At 37.5% G+C, this 20,836-nt stretch carries 17 protein-coding genes and 2 pseudogenes; 6 read left to right on the plus strand and 13 right to left on the minus strand.

Translation table 11 applies throughout. From position 1 onward, the window contains the following. Positions 1 to 25: 25 nt before the first annotated feature. The 7 genes from AKG39_RS00520 to deoC form a co-directional block, all read right to left on the minus strand. Positions 26 to 973, minus strand: a complete 948-nt coding sequence (locus AKG39_RS00520) for a transketolase family protein (protein WP_050738403.1) — start codon at positions 971 to 973, stop codon at positions 26 to 28. Further along, positions 970 to 1,815: a transketolase gene (locus AKG39_RS00525; protein WP_050738404.1), complete on the minus strand. Its 846-nt coding sequence runs from the start codon at positions 1,813 to 1,815 to the stop codon at positions 970 to 972. The genes AKG39_RS00520 and AKG39_RS00525 overlap by 4 nt, the downstream gene beginning before the upstream one ends. A gap of 808 nt (positions 1,816 to 2,623) precedes the next feature. Further along, a complete protein-coding gene (locus tag AKG39_RS00530) occupies positions 2,624 to 3,718 on the minus strand; it encodes a glycerol dehydrogenase (RefSeq protein WP_050738405.1) in 1,095 nt (364 codons plus the stop codon). A gap of 283 nt (positions 3,719 to 4,001) precedes the next feature. Beyond that, positions 4,002 to 4,802, minus strand: a complete 801-nt coding sequence (locus AKG39_RS00535) for an HAD family hydrolase (protein ID WP_050738406.1) — start codon at positions 4,800 to 4,802, stop codon at positions 4,002 to 4,004. Between the two features lie 58 nt (positions 4,803 to 4,860). After that, entirely contained in the window at positions 4,861 to 6,012 is a 1,152-nt protein-coding gene (locus AKG39_RS00540) for an iron-containing alcohol dehydrogenase (RefSeq protein ID WP_050738407.1), read from the minus strand. Between the two features lie 111 nt (positions 6,013 to 6,123). Further along, positions 6,124 to 7,683, minus strand: a complete 1,560-nt coding sequence (locus AKG39_RS00545; protein ID WP_050738408.1) for an FGGY-family carbohydrate kinase — start codon at positions 7,681 to 7,683, stop codon at positions 6,124 to 6,126. Between the two features lie 297 nt (positions 7,684 to 7,980). Beyond that, on the minus strand, positions 7,981 to 8,700 hold the full coding sequence (gene deoC / locus AKG39_RS00550; RefSeq protein ID WP_050738409.1) for a deoxyribose-phosphate aldolase: 720 nt from the start codon (positions 8,698 to 8,700) through the stop codon (positions 7,981 to 7,983). A 394-nt stretch (positions 8,701 to 9,094) separates the two neighbouring features. On the opposite strand from deoC, the gene AKG39_RS00555 reads away from it, so the two are divergent. Next, the gene (locus tag AKG39_RS00555; RefSeq protein WP_050738410.1) at positions 9,095 to 9,979 is read left to right on the plus strand and encodes a LysR family transcriptional regulator; all 885 of its coding nucleotides are present in this window, start codon (positions 9,095 to 9,097) and stop codon (positions 9,977 to 9,979) included. Between the two features lie 218 nt (positions 9,980 to 10,197). Here AKG39_RS00555 and tnpB read toward each other — a convergent pair. From tnpB to AKG39_RS00565, 3 genes and pseudogenes are all read right to left on the minus strand, one after another. Then, positions 10,198 to 10,440 (minus strand): annotated as a pseudogene (gene tnpB, locus AKG39_RS20830) (IS66 family insertion sequence element accessory protein TnpB); the annotation flags it as partial. Between the two features lie 563 nt (positions 10,441 to 11,003). Continuing rightward, on the minus strand, positions 11,004 to 11,141 hold the full coding sequence (locus AKG39_RS20385; RefSeq protein WP_242852525.1) for a hypothetical protein: 138 nt from the start codon (positions 11,139 to 11,141) through the stop codon (positions 11,004 to 11,006). A gap of 624 nt (positions 11,142 to 11,765) precedes the next feature. Next, a complete protein-coding gene (locus AKG39_RS00565; RefSeq protein WP_050738412.1) occupies positions 11,766 to 12,425 on the minus strand; it encodes a TetR/AcrR family transcriptional regulator in 660 nt (219 codons plus the stop codon). Positions 12,426 to 12,617: 192 nt separating this feature from the next. Between AKG39_RS00565 and AKG39_RS19235 the strand changes: the two are divergent. The 5 genes and pseudogenes from AKG39_RS19235 to AKG39_RS00590 all read left to right on the plus strand — a co-directional run. Next, a pseudogene (locus AKG39_RS19235) lies at positions 12,618 to 12,835 on the plus strand (cobalamin-binding protein); the annotation flags it as partial. A 54-nt stretch (positions 12,836 to 12,889) separates the two neighbouring features. Further along, positions 12,890 to 13,876: a uroporphyrinogen decarboxylase family protein gene (locus AKG39_RS00570; RefSeq protein ID WP_050738413.1), complete on the plus strand. Its 987-nt coding sequence runs from the start codon at positions 12,890 to 12,892 to the stop codon at positions 13,874 to 13,876. 91 nt (positions 13,877 to 13,967) lie between these two features. Then, the gene (locus AKG39_RS00575; protein WP_050738414.1) at positions 13,968 to 15,050 is read left to right on the plus strand and encodes a uroporphyrinogen decarboxylase family protein; all 1,083 of its coding nucleotides are present in this window, start codon (positions 13,968 to 13,970) and stop codon (positions 15,048 to 15,050) included. A gap of 47 nt (positions 15,051 to 15,097) precedes the next feature. Beyond that, complete coding sequence (locus tag AKG39_RS00580) at positions 15,098 to 16,066, plus strand: uroporphyrinogen decarboxylase family protein (RefSeq protein ID WP_083439340.1); 969 nt, start codon at positions 15,098 to 15,100, stop codon at positions 16,064 to 16,066. A 1,239-nt stretch (positions 16,067 to 17,305) separates the two neighbouring features. After that, a complete protein-coding gene (locus AKG39_RS00590) occupies positions 17,306 to 17,584 on the plus strand; it encodes a hypothetical protein (RefSeq protein WP_050738417.1) in 279 nt (92 codons plus the stop codon). Between the two features lie 652 nt (positions 17,585 to 18,236). Here the strand turns inward: AKG39_RS00590 and AKG39_RS00595 are convergent. From AKG39_RS00595 to AKG39_RS00605, 3 genes are all read right to left on the minus strand, one after another. Next, on the minus strand, positions 18,237 to 19,043 hold the full coding sequence (locus AKG39_RS00595; RefSeq protein ID WP_050738418.1) for a methyltetrahydrofolate cobalamin methyltransferase: 807 nt from the start codon (positions 19,041 to 19,043) through the stop codon (positions 18,237 to 18,239). Between the two features lie 75 nt (positions 19,044 to 19,118). After that, on the minus strand, positions 19,119 to 19,745 hold the full coding sequence (locus tag AKG39_RS00600; protein ID WP_050738419.1) for a corrinoid protein: 627 nt from the start codon (positions 19,743 to 19,745) through the stop codon (positions 19,119 to 19,121). A gap of 26 nt (positions 19,746 to 19,771) precedes the next feature. Next, positions 19,772 to 20,803: a uroporphyrinogen decarboxylase family protein gene (locus AKG39_RS00605; RefSeq protein WP_050738420.1), complete on the minus strand. Its 1,032-nt coding sequence runs from the start codon at positions 20,801 to 20,803 to the stop codon at positions 19,772 to 19,774. Positions 20,804 to 20,836 lie beyond the last annotated feature (33 nt).

The following is a 20,836-nucleotide window of genomic DNA, read 5'->3' on the forward strand; positions in this document are numbered from 1 at the left end:
TTTTCTCCTCTAATTCTATTCTATATTATTTTTGAATCACATTTAAAATCCGCTCTACAACCTTTTCCCAGCTAAGACCGTAGGCTCCCAATAATTCCCGATAGGGGCCGGTATTAAAGGAGCCATCGGCAATACCTACACTATGAATCGGACCTCCCTGTTTAACTGGACCCAATACTTCCAGAACGGCACTGCCAAAACCGCCAATTTGCGAATGTTCTTCTAAAGTAAATAAGTATTTTGCATTTTTATATGCTTCATAAAGGAGCTCTGTATCCAATGGTTTTACTGTTGTAAAATTTAGAACCTTTACCCCATATCCCATTTCATCCAGGATTTTCCCCGTCATTAGACCATCAACCGTCAATGTTCCAGAAACTGCAATTACAATCTCATCTCCGGTGTTCATTAACACTTCTCCTTTTCCCAATTTGAAATTGCGTTGCGAAACTTCTAAAGGTTCAGCCATAGGGTGGCGCGGCATTCTGATATAAACTGGCCCCTTGTGTTTAATTGCTTCCCGCAATGACATTTCTACTTCATAACAATCACCGGGATTTAAGACCACCATGTTCGGTATGACTCGCATCAGCGACAAATCTTCAATCGCTTGATGGGTTGATCCCAGCGCTGAATGTGACAAGCCGCTGCTAGAGCCAATTACTTTTACGTTCATATTTGTATAACCTAAGTCGTTACGCACCTGCTCGAAAGCACGCATTGAGATGAACGGTGCAATAGCTGATACAATCGGAATAGAACCACCTTCAGCTAGCCCGGCACAAACACCAATTGCATTCTGTTCATTGATACCGACCTCTAAATATTGATGAGGCAACGCCTGCTTGAAGGGATCCATACCCGATCCTGCACCCGAATCACAAGACACCGCCACAATACTTTCATTCTCTCTACCCAGTTCTAACAATACTTCCCCAAATACATCCCGTGGATTTCGCTGTTTAACTGTCATTTTATCCATCCTTTATTATTTGCATATCGTTCAAGTGCGTCCAGTGCATCTTTTGATTCCTGCGATTCTTTACCAGGATTCCAGTGGTGATATTTCACATTTCCCTCAGCGAAAGGCATCCCTTTACTTTTAATTGTATTAGCAATCACCATACTTGGCTTCCCTTTTTGAAAAGGGATTGATTGAAAAGTATTTAAAAGCTCCTCAATATTATGGCCATCGACAACTTTAACCGACCAGCCAAAGGCAGCATACTTTTCCCTCAAATCACGGGTGTCTAAAACATCACGGGTACTGCCATTAATTTGAAGGCCGTTTCGATCAATGATACCAACTAGGTTGTCTAGGCCGTGATGACTTGCAAACATTGCCGCTTCCCAATTGGATCCTTCACCCTGTTCGCCATCCCCCATCAAGACAAAAACACGATTTTTTTCGCCTTTAAGTTTTGCATTTAAAGCCATTCCAGCGCCAATTGGCAAACCGTGCCCCAATGCACCGGAGCTAAAATCAACGCCATTGAATTTCTTCATGTCGGGATGACCGGGTACTTTTGATCCTAACTTATTGTATGTTTCCAATACATCAGCTTTTTCAAATCCCTTTTCAATGAGTGTTCCATAAAGTGCCAGGCATTTGTGACCCGCACTGAGAACAAACCGATCACGACAGAACCATTTGGGTTCATCAACTTTGACATCCATAATATCAAAATACAAAGTCGCCAGAATATCCGTGCAAGACAATGATGGCCCAGCATGACCGTCACCATTATTAATTACCGTGTGAACAATGTGTTTCCGAATATCAAATGCTTTTCTTTCGATGGTTTTTGATTGCATTGAACTCTCCTTAAATATTTATGTATAGATAATACGAAACCCAAAAAACAACAACTATTTTTGTAATGAATATGCAAATAGTTCATCGAACCGTCCGACCGACAGAAGTAATCTTTTGTCGGTTACTATTGCAATTACTTAATGCCTGTAATAACCGAGATACTTTTCTTTGAAACGAAGTTTTTTATGATTTAGTCGAGTAAACTCACTACACGTAAGTGCTAGTCATGACTAGTGCTTACGTGTAGTATAGCATGTTTCAATATTTTGTCAATTTGTTTTTTCTAATATTGTGCGAAAAAAAACGGGTAGGAGTCTGACTATTAGTTGATCAACATCAATACCACATCCCGTGTTTTAGAGCATCCCAATTTCTATTACAATGTTCTATTTGTTAAAGATCTTCTTTCCAGGTTAGGTTAGCAGCAACATCATTGGCTGTAAAATGCTCGGATATCAGCGTGATTACCATTATTTAAGATCATATTGCCTCCATTTCGGGCACAAAGAATTTTCCGATGTATACTAGGTGTCGTGATTTGTTACCCACATTCTCATAGGATTCCACCAGTTTGTGATTATTAAAATAGATCACATTTTTTTCTTCTTTTAAACTCTCATATAAACATATCACCATTACACGTCAGCTTTAAAACAAAAAACACTATTCATCCTAAAATAGTGTTTTATTGTTATTAATAACTCAGCTTTTCTAGCCTAATTCACCAAACCAAGCCTTTATACAAGAGGCTTTGGAGTCAGTCCATTGCTGGATTTTTTTTGCTGTGTCCTGAAATAATCTTGTTAATTATTTACCCTTGGCTGCTTTTTTCTCGCGGCCTATTTTGTCTGTTTTCTTTAATGCTGCAATGACTTTTTCCACTGAAAGTTCAACTGGTTCATGGGACATGAAGTTATATAAATAACTACTTTCCGCAACTTCTTTAAGTTCCTCTTCAGTAACATTCGGAATGTGAAGATCTTCAAATGTCACGGGAAGACCTACGTCGATGCAGAAATCATAAACTTCATCGATGATTCCGAGATCGTCGTACAAATGAAGACCTGTGAGCGTACCAAAGGCAACTTTTTCACCATGATACAGGTGATGTGTGGCTGGCAGCACAGTTAAACCATTATGGATAGAGTGTGCAGACCCAAGGCCGCCACTTTCAAATCCAATGCCTGAAAGCAAAGCATTAGCCTCAATAATGGCTTCAACAGCTTCAGATTTAATCCCATTTTCTGCATCTTTTACTGCCTGGCGACCATACTTGAGAAGCATATCCAGACAAAGTTTTGTAAGAGCCATGGTGGTTTTAGTACGTAATGCAAAGGCTTCACTCAAAGACCTGGTATGTTCACATGAATTCGCTTCGAAGAATGTTGCCAGGGCATCGCCCATGCCTGAAATCAGGAATCGTGTTGGTGCTTTGAGTATGATATCGGTATCCATCAGCACAACATCAGGATTTCGTTTCTGATAGAGGACTTCCACGTACACCCCTTCCTCGGTGTATAGTACTGCACAGCCTGAAGTGGGAGCATCAGTAGCTGCGATCGTAGCACAAACGATTACGGGAATGTTCATTTCATCCGCAATAACTTTACTTGCATCAATTGGCTTACCACCACCAACAGCGGCTATTGCTGTCGCACCAAATTCTTTTGCGATAGCTTTGATGCGATCAATCTCGCTTCGGCTACACTCCCCTCCAAATTGCACAACTTTTCCTTTGTTGCCCATTAATTTTTTTGATGTTTCAACCATTGATTTTGTCGCGACAATAAATGGTTTGTCCCCAAACTTTTCCATCACTTCTGGCAGCAAGTTCATTGCACCGTCCCCTTGAATATACTTACTGGGGAAAATCATAATTTTCATGTCTTTCAGTTCACTCATAGTCTTTACTCCTTTGTGACTATATTTTATTTAATGGTTTCTGGCCATTTTAATATACAACGAACAAAAAGTAATGTTTTTATAGTTTTGATTATTGTCTCTGTCTTTCCTGGGATTGCTTGATAAATTGCGTCACTTAATCACAGATGTAACGCTTTACATCAAACGTTTAAAAAGATCTCCTAGATACCTATATCATTATAGACTTTGCTCGCGTCGGACGTATTTTTCCGTGAACCCTGGCGTGGTTTCTCAATTCATAAAAATAGTGTTTTTTTGATATTTATAACTTTAAGTTAAGCACCTCAATGATTGTATCAATCACACCCTCTTCTTCATTTGATTTATGTGTGATATTTTTGGCAACTGCTTTCAAATCTGGATGTGCATTTTTCATCGCAAAAGTATGTTCACAAACTTCCATGAGAGTCAGATCGTTGAGAAAGTCACCAAATGCCATTGTCTCTTCAGGTTTTGCTCCAATGTTTGCCATCAACATCTGCAAAGCTTTTCCTTTGTTTTCGCCCTTCTTAACAATATCAATCCAGTTTTCGCCTGAAGGAATAAGATCATAATGATCAGTGATCGCAAAAAGTTTTGGACATGCATTTGTAAAAGGGTTAATCCCATCAATACATGATATCTTACAGATTTCTTTCTGTTCAATCACTTCCTCAAAATTTTCTACGATTACTGTATTATAAAAAAAGCGTCTAACCTGTGCTTCAAAAGCAGGTAACCGATCCATTATATAGGTCGCATGGATACCGCATAGTGCTGGACGTAATTCATCAACTTTTGCAATCCGCCCCAGCAATTCTTGAAGTTCTTTTTTTTCAATAGACACATGGTAGATCATCTCACCACAATCTAACACCACATTCCCATTTTCACAAATCAACCCAATCTCATGAAAATATTCGGAGAATTGAACTTTAAGGGTATGCGCTGCTCTTCCACTTGCCGGAACAAATCGTATTCCTTCACGACTTAACGCTTTAATTAGCTCTGGAAATCGTTTAGGTAATTCTTTTTTGCTGTTAAGTAATGTCCCATCAAGATCTGACACAATAATCTTAATCATACAAACTCCTTGACCCATACTTTGTTCCAAATACAATCCAAAATCATTTATAATATACTTACATCACCGTCTCAAAAAATGATATCCATTCTTCAGTAGATAACTGTTTTGGGTTACTAGACATACTCGTTCCAAAGCTAGCTTTTGCCAATATTGGAATGTCTTCTGGATCTATATTCAGATGCTTATAATCGGGCTTTATTCCCATATAATTATTAAGTTCAAAAATAAAGTCAACTGCCGCTTTCGCTCCATCACCTGGGTTATTATAACGCTTTCCTGTTAAAGCTTCACCAATAATATCCATCCGTTCTTGAGCAACAACAGAGTTTATTTTCATAATGTGAGGAAGCATAATTCCACAAGATTCTCCGTGGGGAACATGATAGGCAATACCAACGGCCATTGCGATGCCATGAACTGCCCCTAGTCCTGAATTTGCGAACGCCATTCCACCCAGAAGTGATGCGGTACACATCCCCTCCCGTGCCTCCATATCACTACCATCATCAAAAGCTCTTTGCAAATATTTCCCGCCAAGTGCAATCCCACTCATCGCTAAACCATCACTAATTGGTGTTGCTCTCCAAGTTGTATAGGCTTCGATTAAATGTGTTAAGGCATCAATCCCTGAAAATGCAGTAATGCTTTTAGGGCATTCTCTCGTTAATTCTGGATCAAGAAGTGCAACATTAGCAATCATCGAATCAGAACGCATTGAACGCTTGAAATTTAAAACGCGGGAGCCTAAAACAGCGTTCTTAGTTGCTTCACTGCCAGTACCAGCTGTTGTTGGACAAGCCACGAATGGAACTGGCATCTCTGTAATTTTTTTACCTTTTCCTACGACTTCCATATAATCAAGTGCTGGTGTACCATTCGTAATGAGTGCTGCAACTGCTTTACCAACATCAATACAACTTCCACCGCCAATAGAGATAACACAATCACACCCATTTTTTATTGCTATGTCCGTGACTTCGTCGACTTGTTCTACTGTAGGTTCTCCCTGAATCCCACTATAAAAAACAGTTTTTTTACCATTGCTTTCAAGCTGAGTCTTAATACTCTCTAAAATAGGCGAATGAGCAAAAAAGCTATCCACCACAATTAAAAAATTAGTCCCGTAATTACATACGTATTGATCTAATTCCTTGATCGCACCCTGTTTTAAAACGATCTTACTTGCTGTTAAAAACGAAAATTCCATAACTCCTCCTTGTTTTCATCCTAAAAAAATATTTTAGGATTTCAAATGATATCATTTTAAAGTAATGATTTAAGGGGGATTAACTCCCCCTTAGATATTAATGCTTATAATTTATTTGTTTTGGAATTCGTAAATTTCTTTGAATCCACTCTCAGCCAATCCTTTGTAACATGCTCTAAACATTTTGTACACTTCATTATACTGTGCAACATTTTCTGGAATTGGTTCATATATATCCTTCACATGCACCATCTGTTCTGCCGCTTCATGAAGATTACTGAATACGCCAGCGCCAACAGCACCAATCATTGCTGCGCCAAGTGCTGTTGCTTCAGGCGCATCCGCGGTTTCCACTCTACAACCATAAATATCTGCCTGCATTTGATTCCATAGCTTTGAGCGCGCTGCTCCACCTGTGACACGAAGTGTTTTGAATTCTTCAAAACCAGCATCTTTTAAAGCTGCTAGCATTTCTTTCATTTCAAAACAGATTCCTTCCATGGCAGCTCTTAGAATTTCAGCTTTTGTTGTTCCTAATGTCATGCCTATCAAAGCACCACGAGCTTCATCATTATAATTTGGGCAATTAGCTCCAGCCAGCCAAGGTAAAAAAACAGTTCCTTTTGATCCAATAGGAGCTTTATAAGCAATTGCAGTCATAATATCATAAATATCTATGTCAGAAATTTCTGCAACTGTCATTTCAAACTGAGAGATTGCATTTCTTAACCATCTAAATGACGAGGCTGCCGCAGAAGCATGCCCTTCCATGGTGTAACCACCCGCTGGATGTCCTAATACATGGCATTTTCCATTTGGATCTTTTACTGGTGTTTTAGAATAACCAATGCATAATCCCGCGGTTCCCAGACAAACCGATCCAAGACCAGGCGTTCCCGAATTTCCAACCCCTGCTGCACCACATTGTTGATCACCTGAGCCAACAAATAGTGGTGTTCCAACAACAAGTCCTGTTTTTTCTGCAACTTCTTCCGTAACTATACCAATATGTGTTCCAGCTTTCATATTTCTCGGGTATTTATTAATATCCATTCCGAAAATATCACATAGCTCTTGGTCAAATGCAAAGGTATCTCTATTTGTCACTAACCACCAATTAGCATCATCTTCTTCATCATACCAATCATCTGCACCAAAGGCGTGGGCTAGCATCGCATGAGGTGTTACCATTTTCCAGGTTTTTTCATATAGCTCTGGCATATTGATTCTAAACCAAAATGCTTTTGTTCCACATTCTACTGATCCTAATGGATGTCCGCAACGATTGTATAGATCCATTTCAGTCATCCCGTTTTTTTCAAGCTGTTCTCTCGCCCAAGGAAAAATTTCAGCACCGCGTTGGTCTTGCCAAATAAACATGTTATGTAAAAAATTTCCATCCTTATCAATTGGCGCCCAAGTTGTTCTTTGATTGGTAAAGCTGATTGAAATGATTTCAGACGCATCCACATTTTCTTTTGATAATGCCGCTGCAACTGATTTATATGCCAAAGCAATCACGTCATTAGCATCTTGTTCAACCCATCCTGGTTTTGGATAGAATGTTGGGGTTTCAAAATAAGCACTTGAAACTTCATTTCCTTTTAAATCAAAAATCACACAACGCACTCCCATAGTTCCTGCATCAATACCGACTACATACTTACCCATAATTTTTTTCTCCTAAATTTTAATATTTTCTAACAATACTTCTATTTAGTATCCAGTTTTTTAAATTTCTTTTGGGTTGAAACGGCAAAGCATGTTGCAAATGAATCCTCCCGTTTTCTCGCTCATTACATTTGATATAACTTAAAATTAAATAAGCAAATTTTTTCTTAGTTTAAGTATTATACATCCCCGCAAATAATCGTTTACATTTCTCTGGAAAAAATGAGCAGTTTCTATCTTGAAACCGCTCTTTTCACTCTTTTTTTAAAGCATTTTTCTTTTATTTTTTCAAGATGATTATTTAATTTCGATGCCTTTTGCAAATCTCTCAAAAATTTCCGACTCGTCAACAATTTTTTTAGCAGAGCGTGTGCCAATAATATCCACGCCAGCTGCAATACACATTAATGCAATACTCGTAGTCCAAAACTGACCTGTTCCAGCAACTTTTAATTTGCAACGACCTTTGCAGGTTTTTACAAGGAGGTCTATGATTTCCATATCAGGGCCGCCAAATCTACCTGTCGATGTTTTTACAAAATCCCCGCCACCTTCAATAACACACTCACAAGCAGTTACAATTTCCTCAGGTGTTAAATAGCATACTTCAATGATAAATCTTGTTTCAAGACCATTTACTGCTGCAACACAAGCTTTGATTTCTTTTAATAAATGATCTTTATTCCCACTTTTTAAATGACCATAATCAATCACAAAATCAACAATTTCTACGCCATGCTCAATGGCCACTTTTGCCTGATTTACTTTGTCTTCAATTGATCCGGTTCCAAAAGGGTAGTCAACAACAACACAAGCTTTAACATCGGAACCTTTTAATTGTTTTGCAACTCTTTCAAGATAGTTAGGATTTACACAAACAGAATTTGTGTTGTAATCCAGGGAAATCTTTACTAATTCATCAATCTCCTGGGTTGTTGTAAATGGATTAAGTAATGAACCATCGATCATTTTTGCCAAGGAAGCTCTGTTAATTTCTTTACCGTTTAATACTAACATCTTTTTCTCCTTTTATTTTAAATTAGCCAGAGTGTAAAATAACCTCTCGACCTTTTAACAAATCCTATTGCAGAATATCTTAAAAACAAATAGTTTATAAATAAAATTTGCTCTTAATCTTTCTACAATTTAAGTATAGCACCTTATCAAAACCGAGTAAAACAACGGTTATTTGTAACCCATTACAATCAATTTTAAAGATTGTAAAAAAAATATCAAAAATTGACAGCCTATGCTCAATTTGATATGATGAATATATGAAATCCTTTTCTTCCTGGCATATAAAGAGCTATATATTTTACGTTGATTGTTCTAAACTATGTTAATTTGCGGTTTTATTGTGAATAAGTCAATACTACTTTTGCCCACTACATTTTTGAATAGGAGTATAATTTTGGATATCAAAAGTCTTGAATTCTTTGTGCGACTATGCAAGGATAATAACGTTTCTGTTGCAGCTGAGAATTTATTCATTTCCCAGCAAGGATTGAGTCGAATGATCAAACGAATGGAGAATGAACTTGGTGTAAAACTATTTAGACGTAGCAATCGCGGTGTTACTCCTACGGTTGAGGGAAAACTTCTTTGGGAACATGCAAAAAATATTTTAAGCGAATATCAAAAGGTAACCGACTCCATCAACTTGAATAATAACTTAATCCATGGCACCGTAAACGTTGTATTAGAGCTTGGTTGCCTTCCCCTTTTAACGTTATCGCCATTTTTACGTTTTATTGAAGAACATCCCAATGTTGACCTCAGTTTTGGTGAACATCGTGAGACTATTTGTCAAGCCCAGCTTTCTGATGGCACTGCTGATGTTTTTTTTGCTGTAAAATCGGTTGATAGTAAACAATTTGATGTTTCTCCATTCTATGCCCTTAATCCTATTGTCTATGTCCCCAAAAACCATGTACTTGCAATAAAAAGTTTCATTACTGTTGAAGACCTCCGAGATACAAAACTTGTCTTATGTGGCTCCACCAATTACTATACTGTGGTTAAAGATTGTGCTGAGGCTAATTTTGTTCCAAACATAGTCGTGTGTTCGACTGACATCAATATAACCATGCAATGTGTTCAATCTGGTCTAGGAGTGAGCCCTTTTATCCTTGGAATGAATAAAGCACTCCCAAGTTCAGAAGATATTATTGTCCAACCATATCGATGTCAAAACATACCGCAAATCCATATCTTAACAAAAAAAAATACACCCCTTTCTGTGAGTGCCCAAAAATTTTGCGATTACTTTTTTCGATATTTTGAAACTCGCACATAAGCATCTGATAGCGTATTTCACAAATACAATACACGCCTTAATCTCAGCTTCATTCGTGAATTCCAATTCCAAGCTCATCACACGTTTTTTTATCAGCTAGCTATCCTGGATTCCCGAATATACATAACTTGAAATTGCTAGAAACTGGAATTATCGACTCTATATTCTTCGAGGATGAATGCACACTTGGCAGAGAACAATAATCAACACCTTAATCGCTATGCAGCTAGTTGTTGATTGGCATAAAAGAGCTCGCGGTAAGGGCCATTGAGATTCAAGGACAGGCCATCGAGCCAGATCCGAAGTTCACGTTCACTTACATTCAGAATGGCTTTCTTAGCACCGGGCCTTTTTAAACGCCCCTTCTCTAATCGCCGATAATATAACCAGAAACCATTATGCTCATAGTGAAGAATTATAACCTTATTCTGGTTGCGGTTGCAGAAAACAAATAGACTGCTGGAAAAGGGATTTACTCAAAGGCCTCCTGAACAAGGATCAATTAGCCATGGATTGACTTGCGTAAATCGGTCGCACCGGTGGCCAGATAAACCTGATCGGGAGATAGGGCTTTTAGTATTGTTCTTTAATGACTGAAAAAACATCGGACAGCATTTCTTTAGGATTTCTCTGTAAATAGCAATGCAGGTATTATCGATTTGTATCTTAATTAATGGTGAAGGCATATCTTTAGAACGGACCTTTAATAGCAATCACTCCGGTTTCTTTGAATTAGGGTGGTCGATTGCTTTATTTTTTTCATATGTTTGATGCATTCCGATCCGGTTCTCAGACTATTCTGATTGATTGAATTTTTGATATGGAATACGTTCTTAATGGGTATTCCACACTCTTCACAGCGTACCTTTTTATCATCCGGTAGTATATATATCCACGCTTCGACTTGTATCTATTCGGCTACTTATTTTCTTTGCTCTCAACAAACCATTTTGGTTCTTCATAATAGATATTGACATCTTTATTCATAATTCGACATAATATTGAACCCACTGACCGCCTGTCTTCAACGAAGTCCGGGGCCGGATATGAAAAATAAATTCAATTTTAAAATTCGCTCATCTTCCCATAATACCTGCATGGGTGTGATATTCCCATCTTCCTCAAATTTAGCAATCACCGGTACAAATTTTTTCATGTCCATTCTTTTTCATCTCCTTTAACAATATCCGATTGGATGAATGATGCGATTCTTTTTCGGATCATGACAATATCTTCATGTACTGACGTACCAGCTTTCGAATATTAAATTGTTCCGCATACTGAAGGAGCGGACAAAGTCACCTCCGGGTTCCTTAACGTTGTTTCATGTTTTTAATCGATTTATATTCAATACATTGTTGATTTTTTAAATTGCACTAATCTAATCTGAAAATTCATCTTGGAACTATTTAATTTCGCGTCTAAAAAAGTGCACACTTTATAAGAAGTTGCATCCTTTAGCCGCTATATTCGCACGAGGGTAAAAAGCCGCCTCGCAGATGGCTCTGCAAAGCGGTTTTTGTGATTTGAAATTTGCTACCCCTTCAGGGATTCGAACCTTGGACCCCCTGATTAAGAATCAACGGTTTTTCCCTTTATATCAGCGTCTCATTATATCGGGTGCTGTTTGGGTGCTGTTGTTAAAAATATTTTTTCCTATTTATTTTCATTTTAACTGATCACAAGATCTTTTCACCGGATGGGTTAGGTTGATTTCAAAATCGGTATTGCCGCCTGAACTTTTGCTTAACCCACAAATGACATTGAAAGTGTTGCTTACATAAAGTTATTCAATAACAAAGTATGGACTGAGTTCAAAGCCAACCTTATCAATAACTTCTTTACTTTTATCTATTATTTGATTAATTCTTTTTTCATCCACACGCATAAATCGAAAATTCATCTCAACAATATAGTCAAGACATTCATCTAATGTACAATCGAGCGAATTATTAATAAAATCGATGATTATAGCATTTGACGCTGCGGTAGCACCTCTTGCCAGCAGGCTGATTTCATCATTTTGCCGGTTGATGTTAAGGTGATATTGGCGATCGTGAATTTTATAAAAGCTCTTATAATGTTCTATAAACATATCTTCGAAGTTGCCATCAGCACTTTCCTTAATGTAACGGGCAACTTTCGGATCCGACAAGATTAAAGTTGTTGATAGTCGTATTTCAATTGCAGTACTTAATTGCAAGTCATATTTATTGTTAAAAAAATAATTCTGATAGAGTTTAAATGCAATTCTATTTTTGTTCTGAACGGAAAATTTTTCTATAACTTCTTTAGCCAACTGAGATTTCGTTGTAAAATGATAGGAAATTAAAGATTTTGTAATATTTAAAGCTTCTGATATTTGATAAAAGTAGGTATTGTTGTATCCCTGATCATAAAATAATTTAGTCGCAATAGCTAAAATGTTTTCACGTTGAGAAGACATGTGTTCTCCTTCGATAATAAATTTGTTTCTATTATATCAAAGACTCTAATTTTTTACAAAAATTAAATAGACTGAACATGTACAGTTTTTGTTGACAATAAAATCGTAAAACATTACAATACATATAAAGCTGTACATGTTCAGCGACTGATTTAAGGAGAAAGAAACATGTCAAAAATTGAAGAAGTAAAAGCAAAGGTAACCCTAATCGCCTGTTCTGGTCTCTGACAACAACCATGCCGGAACTCAAAGAAGCCGTAAAAACCATCAAAGCAGCTTATCCTGATAAAAAAGTTATCGTTGGTGGTACACCAGTAACACCGGAATATGCAGTTGCAATCGTTGCAGACGGATTTGCACCAGATGCTGGCAGTGACGCTGTAAAAGCAAAGGAAATCAAAGGCGCTTGATCTCAGGTACACTGATGAGAATTTCATCATAAAATATTGAAAAGGAGAATTTAAATGCTAACAAAGAAACAAAATTTATTGGAAACGATTAAAGGTGGAAAACCTGACCGCTTTGTAAAACAATATGAATTTCTTAATATGATTTTCGAAGCGGCATTCCCAATGGCAGGAATTCCAATGGTGCCAGGTCTGACAAGTAAAGATGGCTGGGGAGTTACATGGACATTTATGGAAGGTCAAATTGGTGGTTTCCCAGTACATGATGAAGAACATACGGTAATAAAAGATATCACTGAATGGAAGAAATATGTGAAAAAGCCTTTTATCCCAACGGATGATGAATCTTGGGCACCAGCTATTGCTCATGCTAATGCGATCGATCGAAATGAAGAGTTTATTACGGCAATGTATGCTCCGGGTGTATTTGAAATGACTCATCATATGATGGGGATGGAGAATGCCTTAATAGCTTTCTATGAAGAACCTGAAGCAATGCATGAACTGATTGATTACATTACGGAATTCGAATTGGAATTTGCTGAAATTCTAATAGATAGAATACATCCGGATGCTCTTTTCCACCATGATGATTGGGGTAGCCAGATATCTTCATTCTTTTCTCCTGAAATGTTTAATGAATTTTTCGTCCCGGCTTATAAGAAAATCTACGGTTATTATAAAGCAAACGGGGTGGAACTGGTTGTTCATCATAGTGATTCCTATGCTGCTAATCTCGTACCTACTATGATCGAAATGGGCATAGACATCTTTCAGGGGGTTATGAATACCAATAATATTCCTGCACTGATAAAAACCTATGGTGGTCAGATCTCATTTATGGGTGGACTTCACAGCGGGGAGCTTGATTTCCCTGGTTGGTCATCTGAAATAATTGCCAAAGATGTCGCGCGAGCTTGTAAAGCTAATGGCAAATCGTTTTACATTCCTTGTATAACCCATGGCGGGGCGATGAGTCATTTCCCAGGAGTCTATGAAGAAATAGATCAACAGATTGACAAAATGAGTAAGGAAATGTTTTAGTGGTTATATAAAAAGATGATAATATACTGAAAAATAATTAAAAGCATCAATTGTTATATAAAATAAATACTTTAAGGAGCAGTAGAACATTATGAAAAAAATAGAATTCTTAAAAACTGAATTAGAACCAATCGGTGAGTATCCAAGCTTATTTCCCGGAGTACCGCCCACACCGATCTATAATACACCAATAACACCAAAAGAAAATTACAAAGCATTATACAAAGGCGAAAAACCATTATGGATGCCTAACTATTACGATCTCACGACACTATGTCCTGCTTGTTATCCCGATGCAATTGCAAGAGGTTTTATAGTAAGCGCTGAATCAGGTGATTATATGGATGATAGCACAAAAGGCGGAAAAGACAGCTTTGGAATCGAGTGGGTATATGAACCTTCAGCGATGGGATCGATGGTCATCCCTGGAAATCCCATCCTTAAAAATATATCGGAGTGGCGAGATAATATAACTCTGCCAGATGTGGATTCCTGGGATTGGGCACAAAGCGCCGAACGAAATACGGAATACGCCTATAACAGCCCCAATTTAGTCCAAGGCTGGATATTTACAGGATTTTTCGAACGGTTGATTTCGCTTTTGGATTTTGAATTTGCCGCGATCACTATGATTGATGAAGAAGTAGAAGATGATGTTCACGATTTTTTTACGGAATGTGTAAAAACATATAAAAAAATCATCAAACATTATAAGGATGATTTTAATGCCGATGTTATTTATTTCCATGATGACTGGGGAACATCACGAAATTCTTTCTTTTCTCTGGACGCATGTCGCAACTTAATTGTTCCGCATCTGAAAGAGATCGTTGACTATACCCATGAGCAGGGTATGTTCTTTGAGATGCACAGTTGCGGTAAGTGCGGAAAACTTGTTCCGGCAATGGTTGAAGCAGGCGTTGATGCGTGGACACCTCAGGAAATCAATAATTTTGAAGACCTGTATAAAAAATTCAGTGGTAAGATCATGCTGGGTGCATATCATCAATTGCCGATGGATGTTGGTGTCGAAATGGCAATTCAGACCGGCAAAGAATTTGTTGAAAAATACGCAGATTCAATTATAGAAAAACCTGTGTTTTCCGGTGACTACGCGATTAATATCAAAACAAGAGAAACTATGTATACAGAAAGTCGAAAGCGCTTTAATTAACAGTATTGATATCACTATGACTTTAATGATGAAAAAAGGATAAGAAAATGATAAGTAAAAGAGAGAACTACTTAATGGCTGCTCATGGTGAAAAACCGCTGTGGGTTCCGTCATTTATTGAAGATAGTAATGTATTTATGCCTGATTTCTGGATGGAAGTTGATCCCGACACCGGAACCGATTTTTGTAATATCCGATGGTTAGAAAATGATGCCGGAAGAATGCCTGATGGGCGATGGAGGGCAATAGAGAACCTAGATCAATGGCGGGAGACCGTAAAATTTCCAGACTTATCATCACTCGACTGGAAAGAGATAGCAGAATGTTTTAAATTGATGAGTGATTCGGAAAAGGTTGATATTGCCATGCTTAATACCAACGGGATCTTTCTGATTCCAATTGATATGATCGGATGGGTAGACGGTCTTTGTGCAATTTATGAAGAACCGGAAGAATTAGAAGCATTTATATCTGCGATTACTGATTTTCTAGTTGAGATCGTCAAATATTTGGGTGAGTATATTCATCCCGATATTGTATTTACTGGCGATGATTTAGCGGCAGCTAACGGACCATTTATCTCAAAGGAAGTCTGGGATTTTATGTATAAACCTTATTTCAAGAAAATCATTGAAGCAATCCACGAGATTGGTGCCTTAGCAGAGTTTCATTGTTGTGGAAATTGTCAATTCCTGATTGATGAGTTTTTGGAAATTGGTGTGGATATCTGTCAGTTACCCGAACCAAATGCGAGTCTTATGCAAAAAAAAGAACAATATGGAAATAAATTAGTACTTACTGGCGGCTGGGACCGTCATTCAACTGCAGCTTTCCCCGGGGCATCCGAGGAAATCGTCAGACAATCAGTGCATAAGGCCATTGATGCCTATGGCAAAAATGGAGGTTTGATATTTTGGGATGGCGGTATCGTAGGCACCAGCGAAGATTCACAGAAAAAAATGGCATGGGTCTTGGATGAACTTACCAAATATGGAAAGATTGTTTATCAACAATAAATTCACCGAATACGTATGAAAGTTCATAAACCAGAAATATTTGAGCTAAGGTTTTTCAGCATACTAAATTAGTTTAAAACCCCAAAATTACGACTCTTTGTCTTTTTTTGCGACGTTAATCATCGCGAGGTATAGCATTTTCATCAGACTGTCATCTGTTGAAAAAACAGATTTGTTTTTAAATTTGTGAATTTATTTCCACCATTTCGAGGGCATTTTACACTATGGAAAAATAGGATGAACCATATATAATATGATTTCATCCTATTTATTATTCAGATTATATCAGCTTTTTTTGTGTTGGATGCCATTTGGGTCCATAATAGACCACCCTAAAATATTAATTTCTCCATCATTATCCTCTCTTCTTCATTCAAGCAGAATAATAATATCAATAAAAATATGAGAGTTCAATATTTATTAACGAATAGAGATTAATATTTTAATCTTATTCTTTCACATAAAGAAGGACGCCTAAACACAAATGGAAATTTCATTAATTATTTTATCAATCTAGAGCACCCATCAAATTTTTTTGGTATTGAAAAAGATGTGTCAAAAAACATGAAAATAGCTAGTCTTTTTTTTCTTACACTTTTGTGGATTATGTTTATTTTAGGATTCAATTCTTCGGTGATGAGCAACTCTCAAAACGATACAATTGAACTGCTTTTTCCTGCTGTAGTATTAGTGCTGTTTGGAATTTTTTAGCCCCTCATTTATCAAAGCCTGTTAAAGGTACACCACTTTATGAATTGATAAAGGGCGGTATAATATTTATAGTAATTTTCGCAATAAAGAATCATTATTTTTTACTTCAGCCATCAGCATGATTTTTGTGTCAATTTTATGAAGTTTCCCCTTTTTAACATTGCAAAAAAACTCTCGATTCAGCCACTATCATCTCAGCTTTTCTTTCTATTTCACCTCATTTCCTTGCAATTTGAGACTGCTCTTTTTTATGTGAAAAGATTTGAGAATGGAATGAAAGAATCTGAATTTAAAATTAATATTGCAAAGATTACATTTGGTCTAAAAAGATAAACGGTCAAAAATGGCTTTGTTCTTTCTCACTGATTTATCCGGTTTGAAATTAAATGGAAATAAGAATTGTAGTAGCATTTAGTCTTGTAATATAACATAAATAATAGAATATTCTCAAGGTATTTTTATTCAATATAAGTTGATTTATTTTATTTTTTTTGATATTATCATCATGAAATGAAAGAGGGGTAAATTATGCAAGAAAATAGGGCTTATCAAGCAGGTTTAGCGAGCATAGGATTGTTTTTTATAGCAGCCGTTTTTGGAACTTTGGGGTTGATGTCAGAAACTTTTATTAACGCTATAGGTATGGCTTCATTTTTGATGACCGTGATTGCTTTATTGAGTGGAAGAAAAGAACTTTTAGCCGATCCTAAAAACAAGAAATCCAAAATTGGTTTAATCATTGGAATTGTAATGCTTTCAATGCAGGTGATTGCAGTAGTTGTTATGGTTTTTTTAATAATGCTATAATGTTGGAGAATATATGAATTATAAAAATTCTTTATTTTTCAGTATTATTGGCGGTATTTTATTTCTATTTCAGTATTTTATGTACTTCTATTTAAATCCAGTTCCACCAATGGGAGTACAAAATTAGGCGGCTGGATGAGACATGGCAACTAATTTGAAAATATTAATAAATTACTTAGGTGCCAGGGTCTGATTTTCATAAAAACCTGCTTACTTGGTATTCTGACCGTCCTTCTCAATATGACCAGAAATTGCTTCCTTTAGCCGATATATTCGCAGAAGGGTAAAAAGCAACCATTTTTTCGTTCAATTCAGGTGCAGTCCTGGAACCACCACAAAGCAACACAATAAATTATCAATAAACATAAAAAATCGCCTCGCAGATGGCTCTGCTAAGCGGTTTTTGTAAATTAAAATTTGGTGCCCCTTCAGGGATTTGAACCCTGGACACCCTGATTAAGAGTTAACGGCTTTTCCTTGTATAGCAGCTTCTTTTTATGTCGGGTGCTGTTTTTAAAAATAAAGAATTTTCTTTTTAGATCGATGTAATTTCCCCACTATGGTATTGGATTTTCAAACGGGATTGATTCCGTCTTACTAATTAATGAATTTTTTTCAACAGGACCAACTTCAAACATTCCCGATATAGTCTTTATTTAATAGTTCCGAAGATCCCTGCTCTGTATGTACCGATGTATTCCATGCAGTAGTCATCCATACCAAGCAGTGCCTCTGTCGCAAAGATCATCCCCATCAAGTCTCTGTTTAACGGGTCGAGTATTGCACTGTCCATCCCGGCATTCATCGCAAGTACGACAAAGCTTTGATTAACAAGTTTTCTAGCTGGCAGGTTGAACGAAATATTCGATACTGCCCCAGTGATATGAATCGTTGGGAATTTTATTTTAATCTCTTTCATAACTTTTACAATCATTGCGATTCCATCTTCCGATGTGCAGAGCATTTCAACCAGAGGATCAATATGGATCCTGGATGGATCAATGCCGAATTGTAGCGCTCGTGCCATGATGCCATCAAATACCTCAAGTCTTCTTGCTGCTGTCTGCGGGATACCACGCTCATCGTTAAGAAGTGCTGCCACTTTCCAACCTGGATTTGCTGTAAGTACGGGAAAGGCTACATCAATTTTATCACCTTCGAGCGATACTGAATTGAGAAGGCCAGGTTTTTTACAGAATTTAATGCATTCGACACATACACTAGTGTTCGGACTGTCTATTGCGATAGGAACGTCAGTGACTTCTTGTACTAAGTCGATGAGCCATTTCATCGTTTCTACTTCGATATTGTCGTTGACGGATGCGCAAACATCTATGAATGACGCACCTGCAGCGGTCTGTGCTTTTGCCAGTTCACGGATAAAATCAGCATCTTTTGATGCGATTGCCTTTGCAACTGATGGGATTGAGCCGTTTATTTTTTCTCCGATAATAATCATGTTTTTTCCTTTACTGAGAGAATTAAAATCATTGCCAGTTCCATTGAGCTGACAATGATCTTTGATTATTTAAATTTAAATCAAACCTTTTACCGTCACAACCGCGGAACCAGCATCTGGCGCATAAGCGTCAGCACCGATTTCTTTTGCGAAGTCTGCTGTGATCGGGGCACCGCCGACGATCACTTTAAAGCCTGTCAATCCACTTGACTTGATCGCGCTAACCGTTTCTTTGAGAGAAGGCATGGTTGTTGTTAAAAGGGCTGATAATGCAATGACTTTAACGTCTGGATTGTCTTTGATAGTGTCAATGAATTTATTGGCAGATACATCGACACCGAGATCGATTACATCAAAGCCGGCAGATTCTATCATGATGCAAACAAGATTTTTGCCGATATCGTGTAGATCACCGGCAACTGTACCAATGATACACTGTCCAAGGGATACTGCGCCTGCGCTTGCAAGTGCCGGTTTTAATTCATCGACGCCTTTCGACATAGCTTTAGCGGCGATCAGCATTTCTGGGACAAAGATCTCACCTGCTGAGAATTTATTACCGACGTTACTCATCGCTTCGATCATTGCCGACAGGATAACTTGAGCGGTGGTACCGTCACTGAGTGCTTCCTGTATGAGACCTGGTACCAGTTTGGCTTTGCCGGCTTCTACATTTGCTTTGATTTCTTGTATTTTTAACATGTTTTTCCTCCTGTTTCCAATAAGTATTATTTATTTGCGTTGTTTTTGTAAAAATTCATGCCATACTGGAAATGTTCTTCCAGAAAGGCGCCAGCAAAATCAAAGGATGCACCCATAGGGAAGGCCATATAACTTCCTCCTGGAGCTAATAAGTCGATGACTCTTCGGTATTCTGCTTTGATGGTTTCTGGTGTGGCATTCATGCTTTCAAACGCATGTACATTATCGAAACCACCGACAAAAGTTATTTTGTCACCATACTCTTTTTTCAATTTACCCATATTGGTATTACAGGCCTGAATCGGATCAAGTGCATCAACACCAATTTCAATCAGATCCGGAATGATTGGCTCAATAAAACCGCAACTGTGATGTTCATAGATCAACCCTTCTTCATGGCAGGCCTGTACCATTCTTGCCAATTCTGGTTTAATCAATTTCCTCCAGGTTTCGGGTGACATAAACATCCTGTCATTACTGCCATAGTCATCATGGGCATTAATAATATCCACATCATAATACTTTGCTATTTTTTTAAAATATTTTATTTTCCAGTCAGCCATTGCTTTAAAATATTCATGACACTCTTCGGGATCTGTTGCAATGGCCATCAGTGCATTTTCAAATCCCATACATGCATGCAATCTTTCAAACATACCATTCAGAACCATCACCAATCGTGCGCCGTCTTTGTCATAAATTGAAGAACCATCTTCATTTAACGTAGGACCTTTTCCGCCAATCAAAGCCATAAAATCGGTATGGACATCTTTATCTGCCTGTTTTTCCCAATCAATCGCATCCAGATCCGGAAATTTTAATTTTTCATGCCACTCAGAAATATCCTCGAATAAATGAATATTTCGCGTTGGCATTGGTGCATTTACACTTGGCTCAAATGTCCAATCGCAGCCCCAATAATCTTTGCCATTTGTCAGACCAGTGTAGCGTTCCAGGTCGGGACATGCCTGGATAAAGACAAAGTCTGTTAAAAAGCAGGGGATATAATCCGGGGTTTCATGTTTATACGCCTTTAAAGCGTTTTCACGTTTGTTCACAACAAATACCTCCTAAAGAATAAAATTTGTTAT

The sequence above is a fragment of the Acetobacterium bakii genome (assembly GCF_001263355.1).
In the GTDB taxonomy this organism is placed as follows: Bacteria; Bacillota; Clostridia; order Eubacteriales; family Eubacteriaceae; genus Acetobacterium; species Acetobacterium bakii.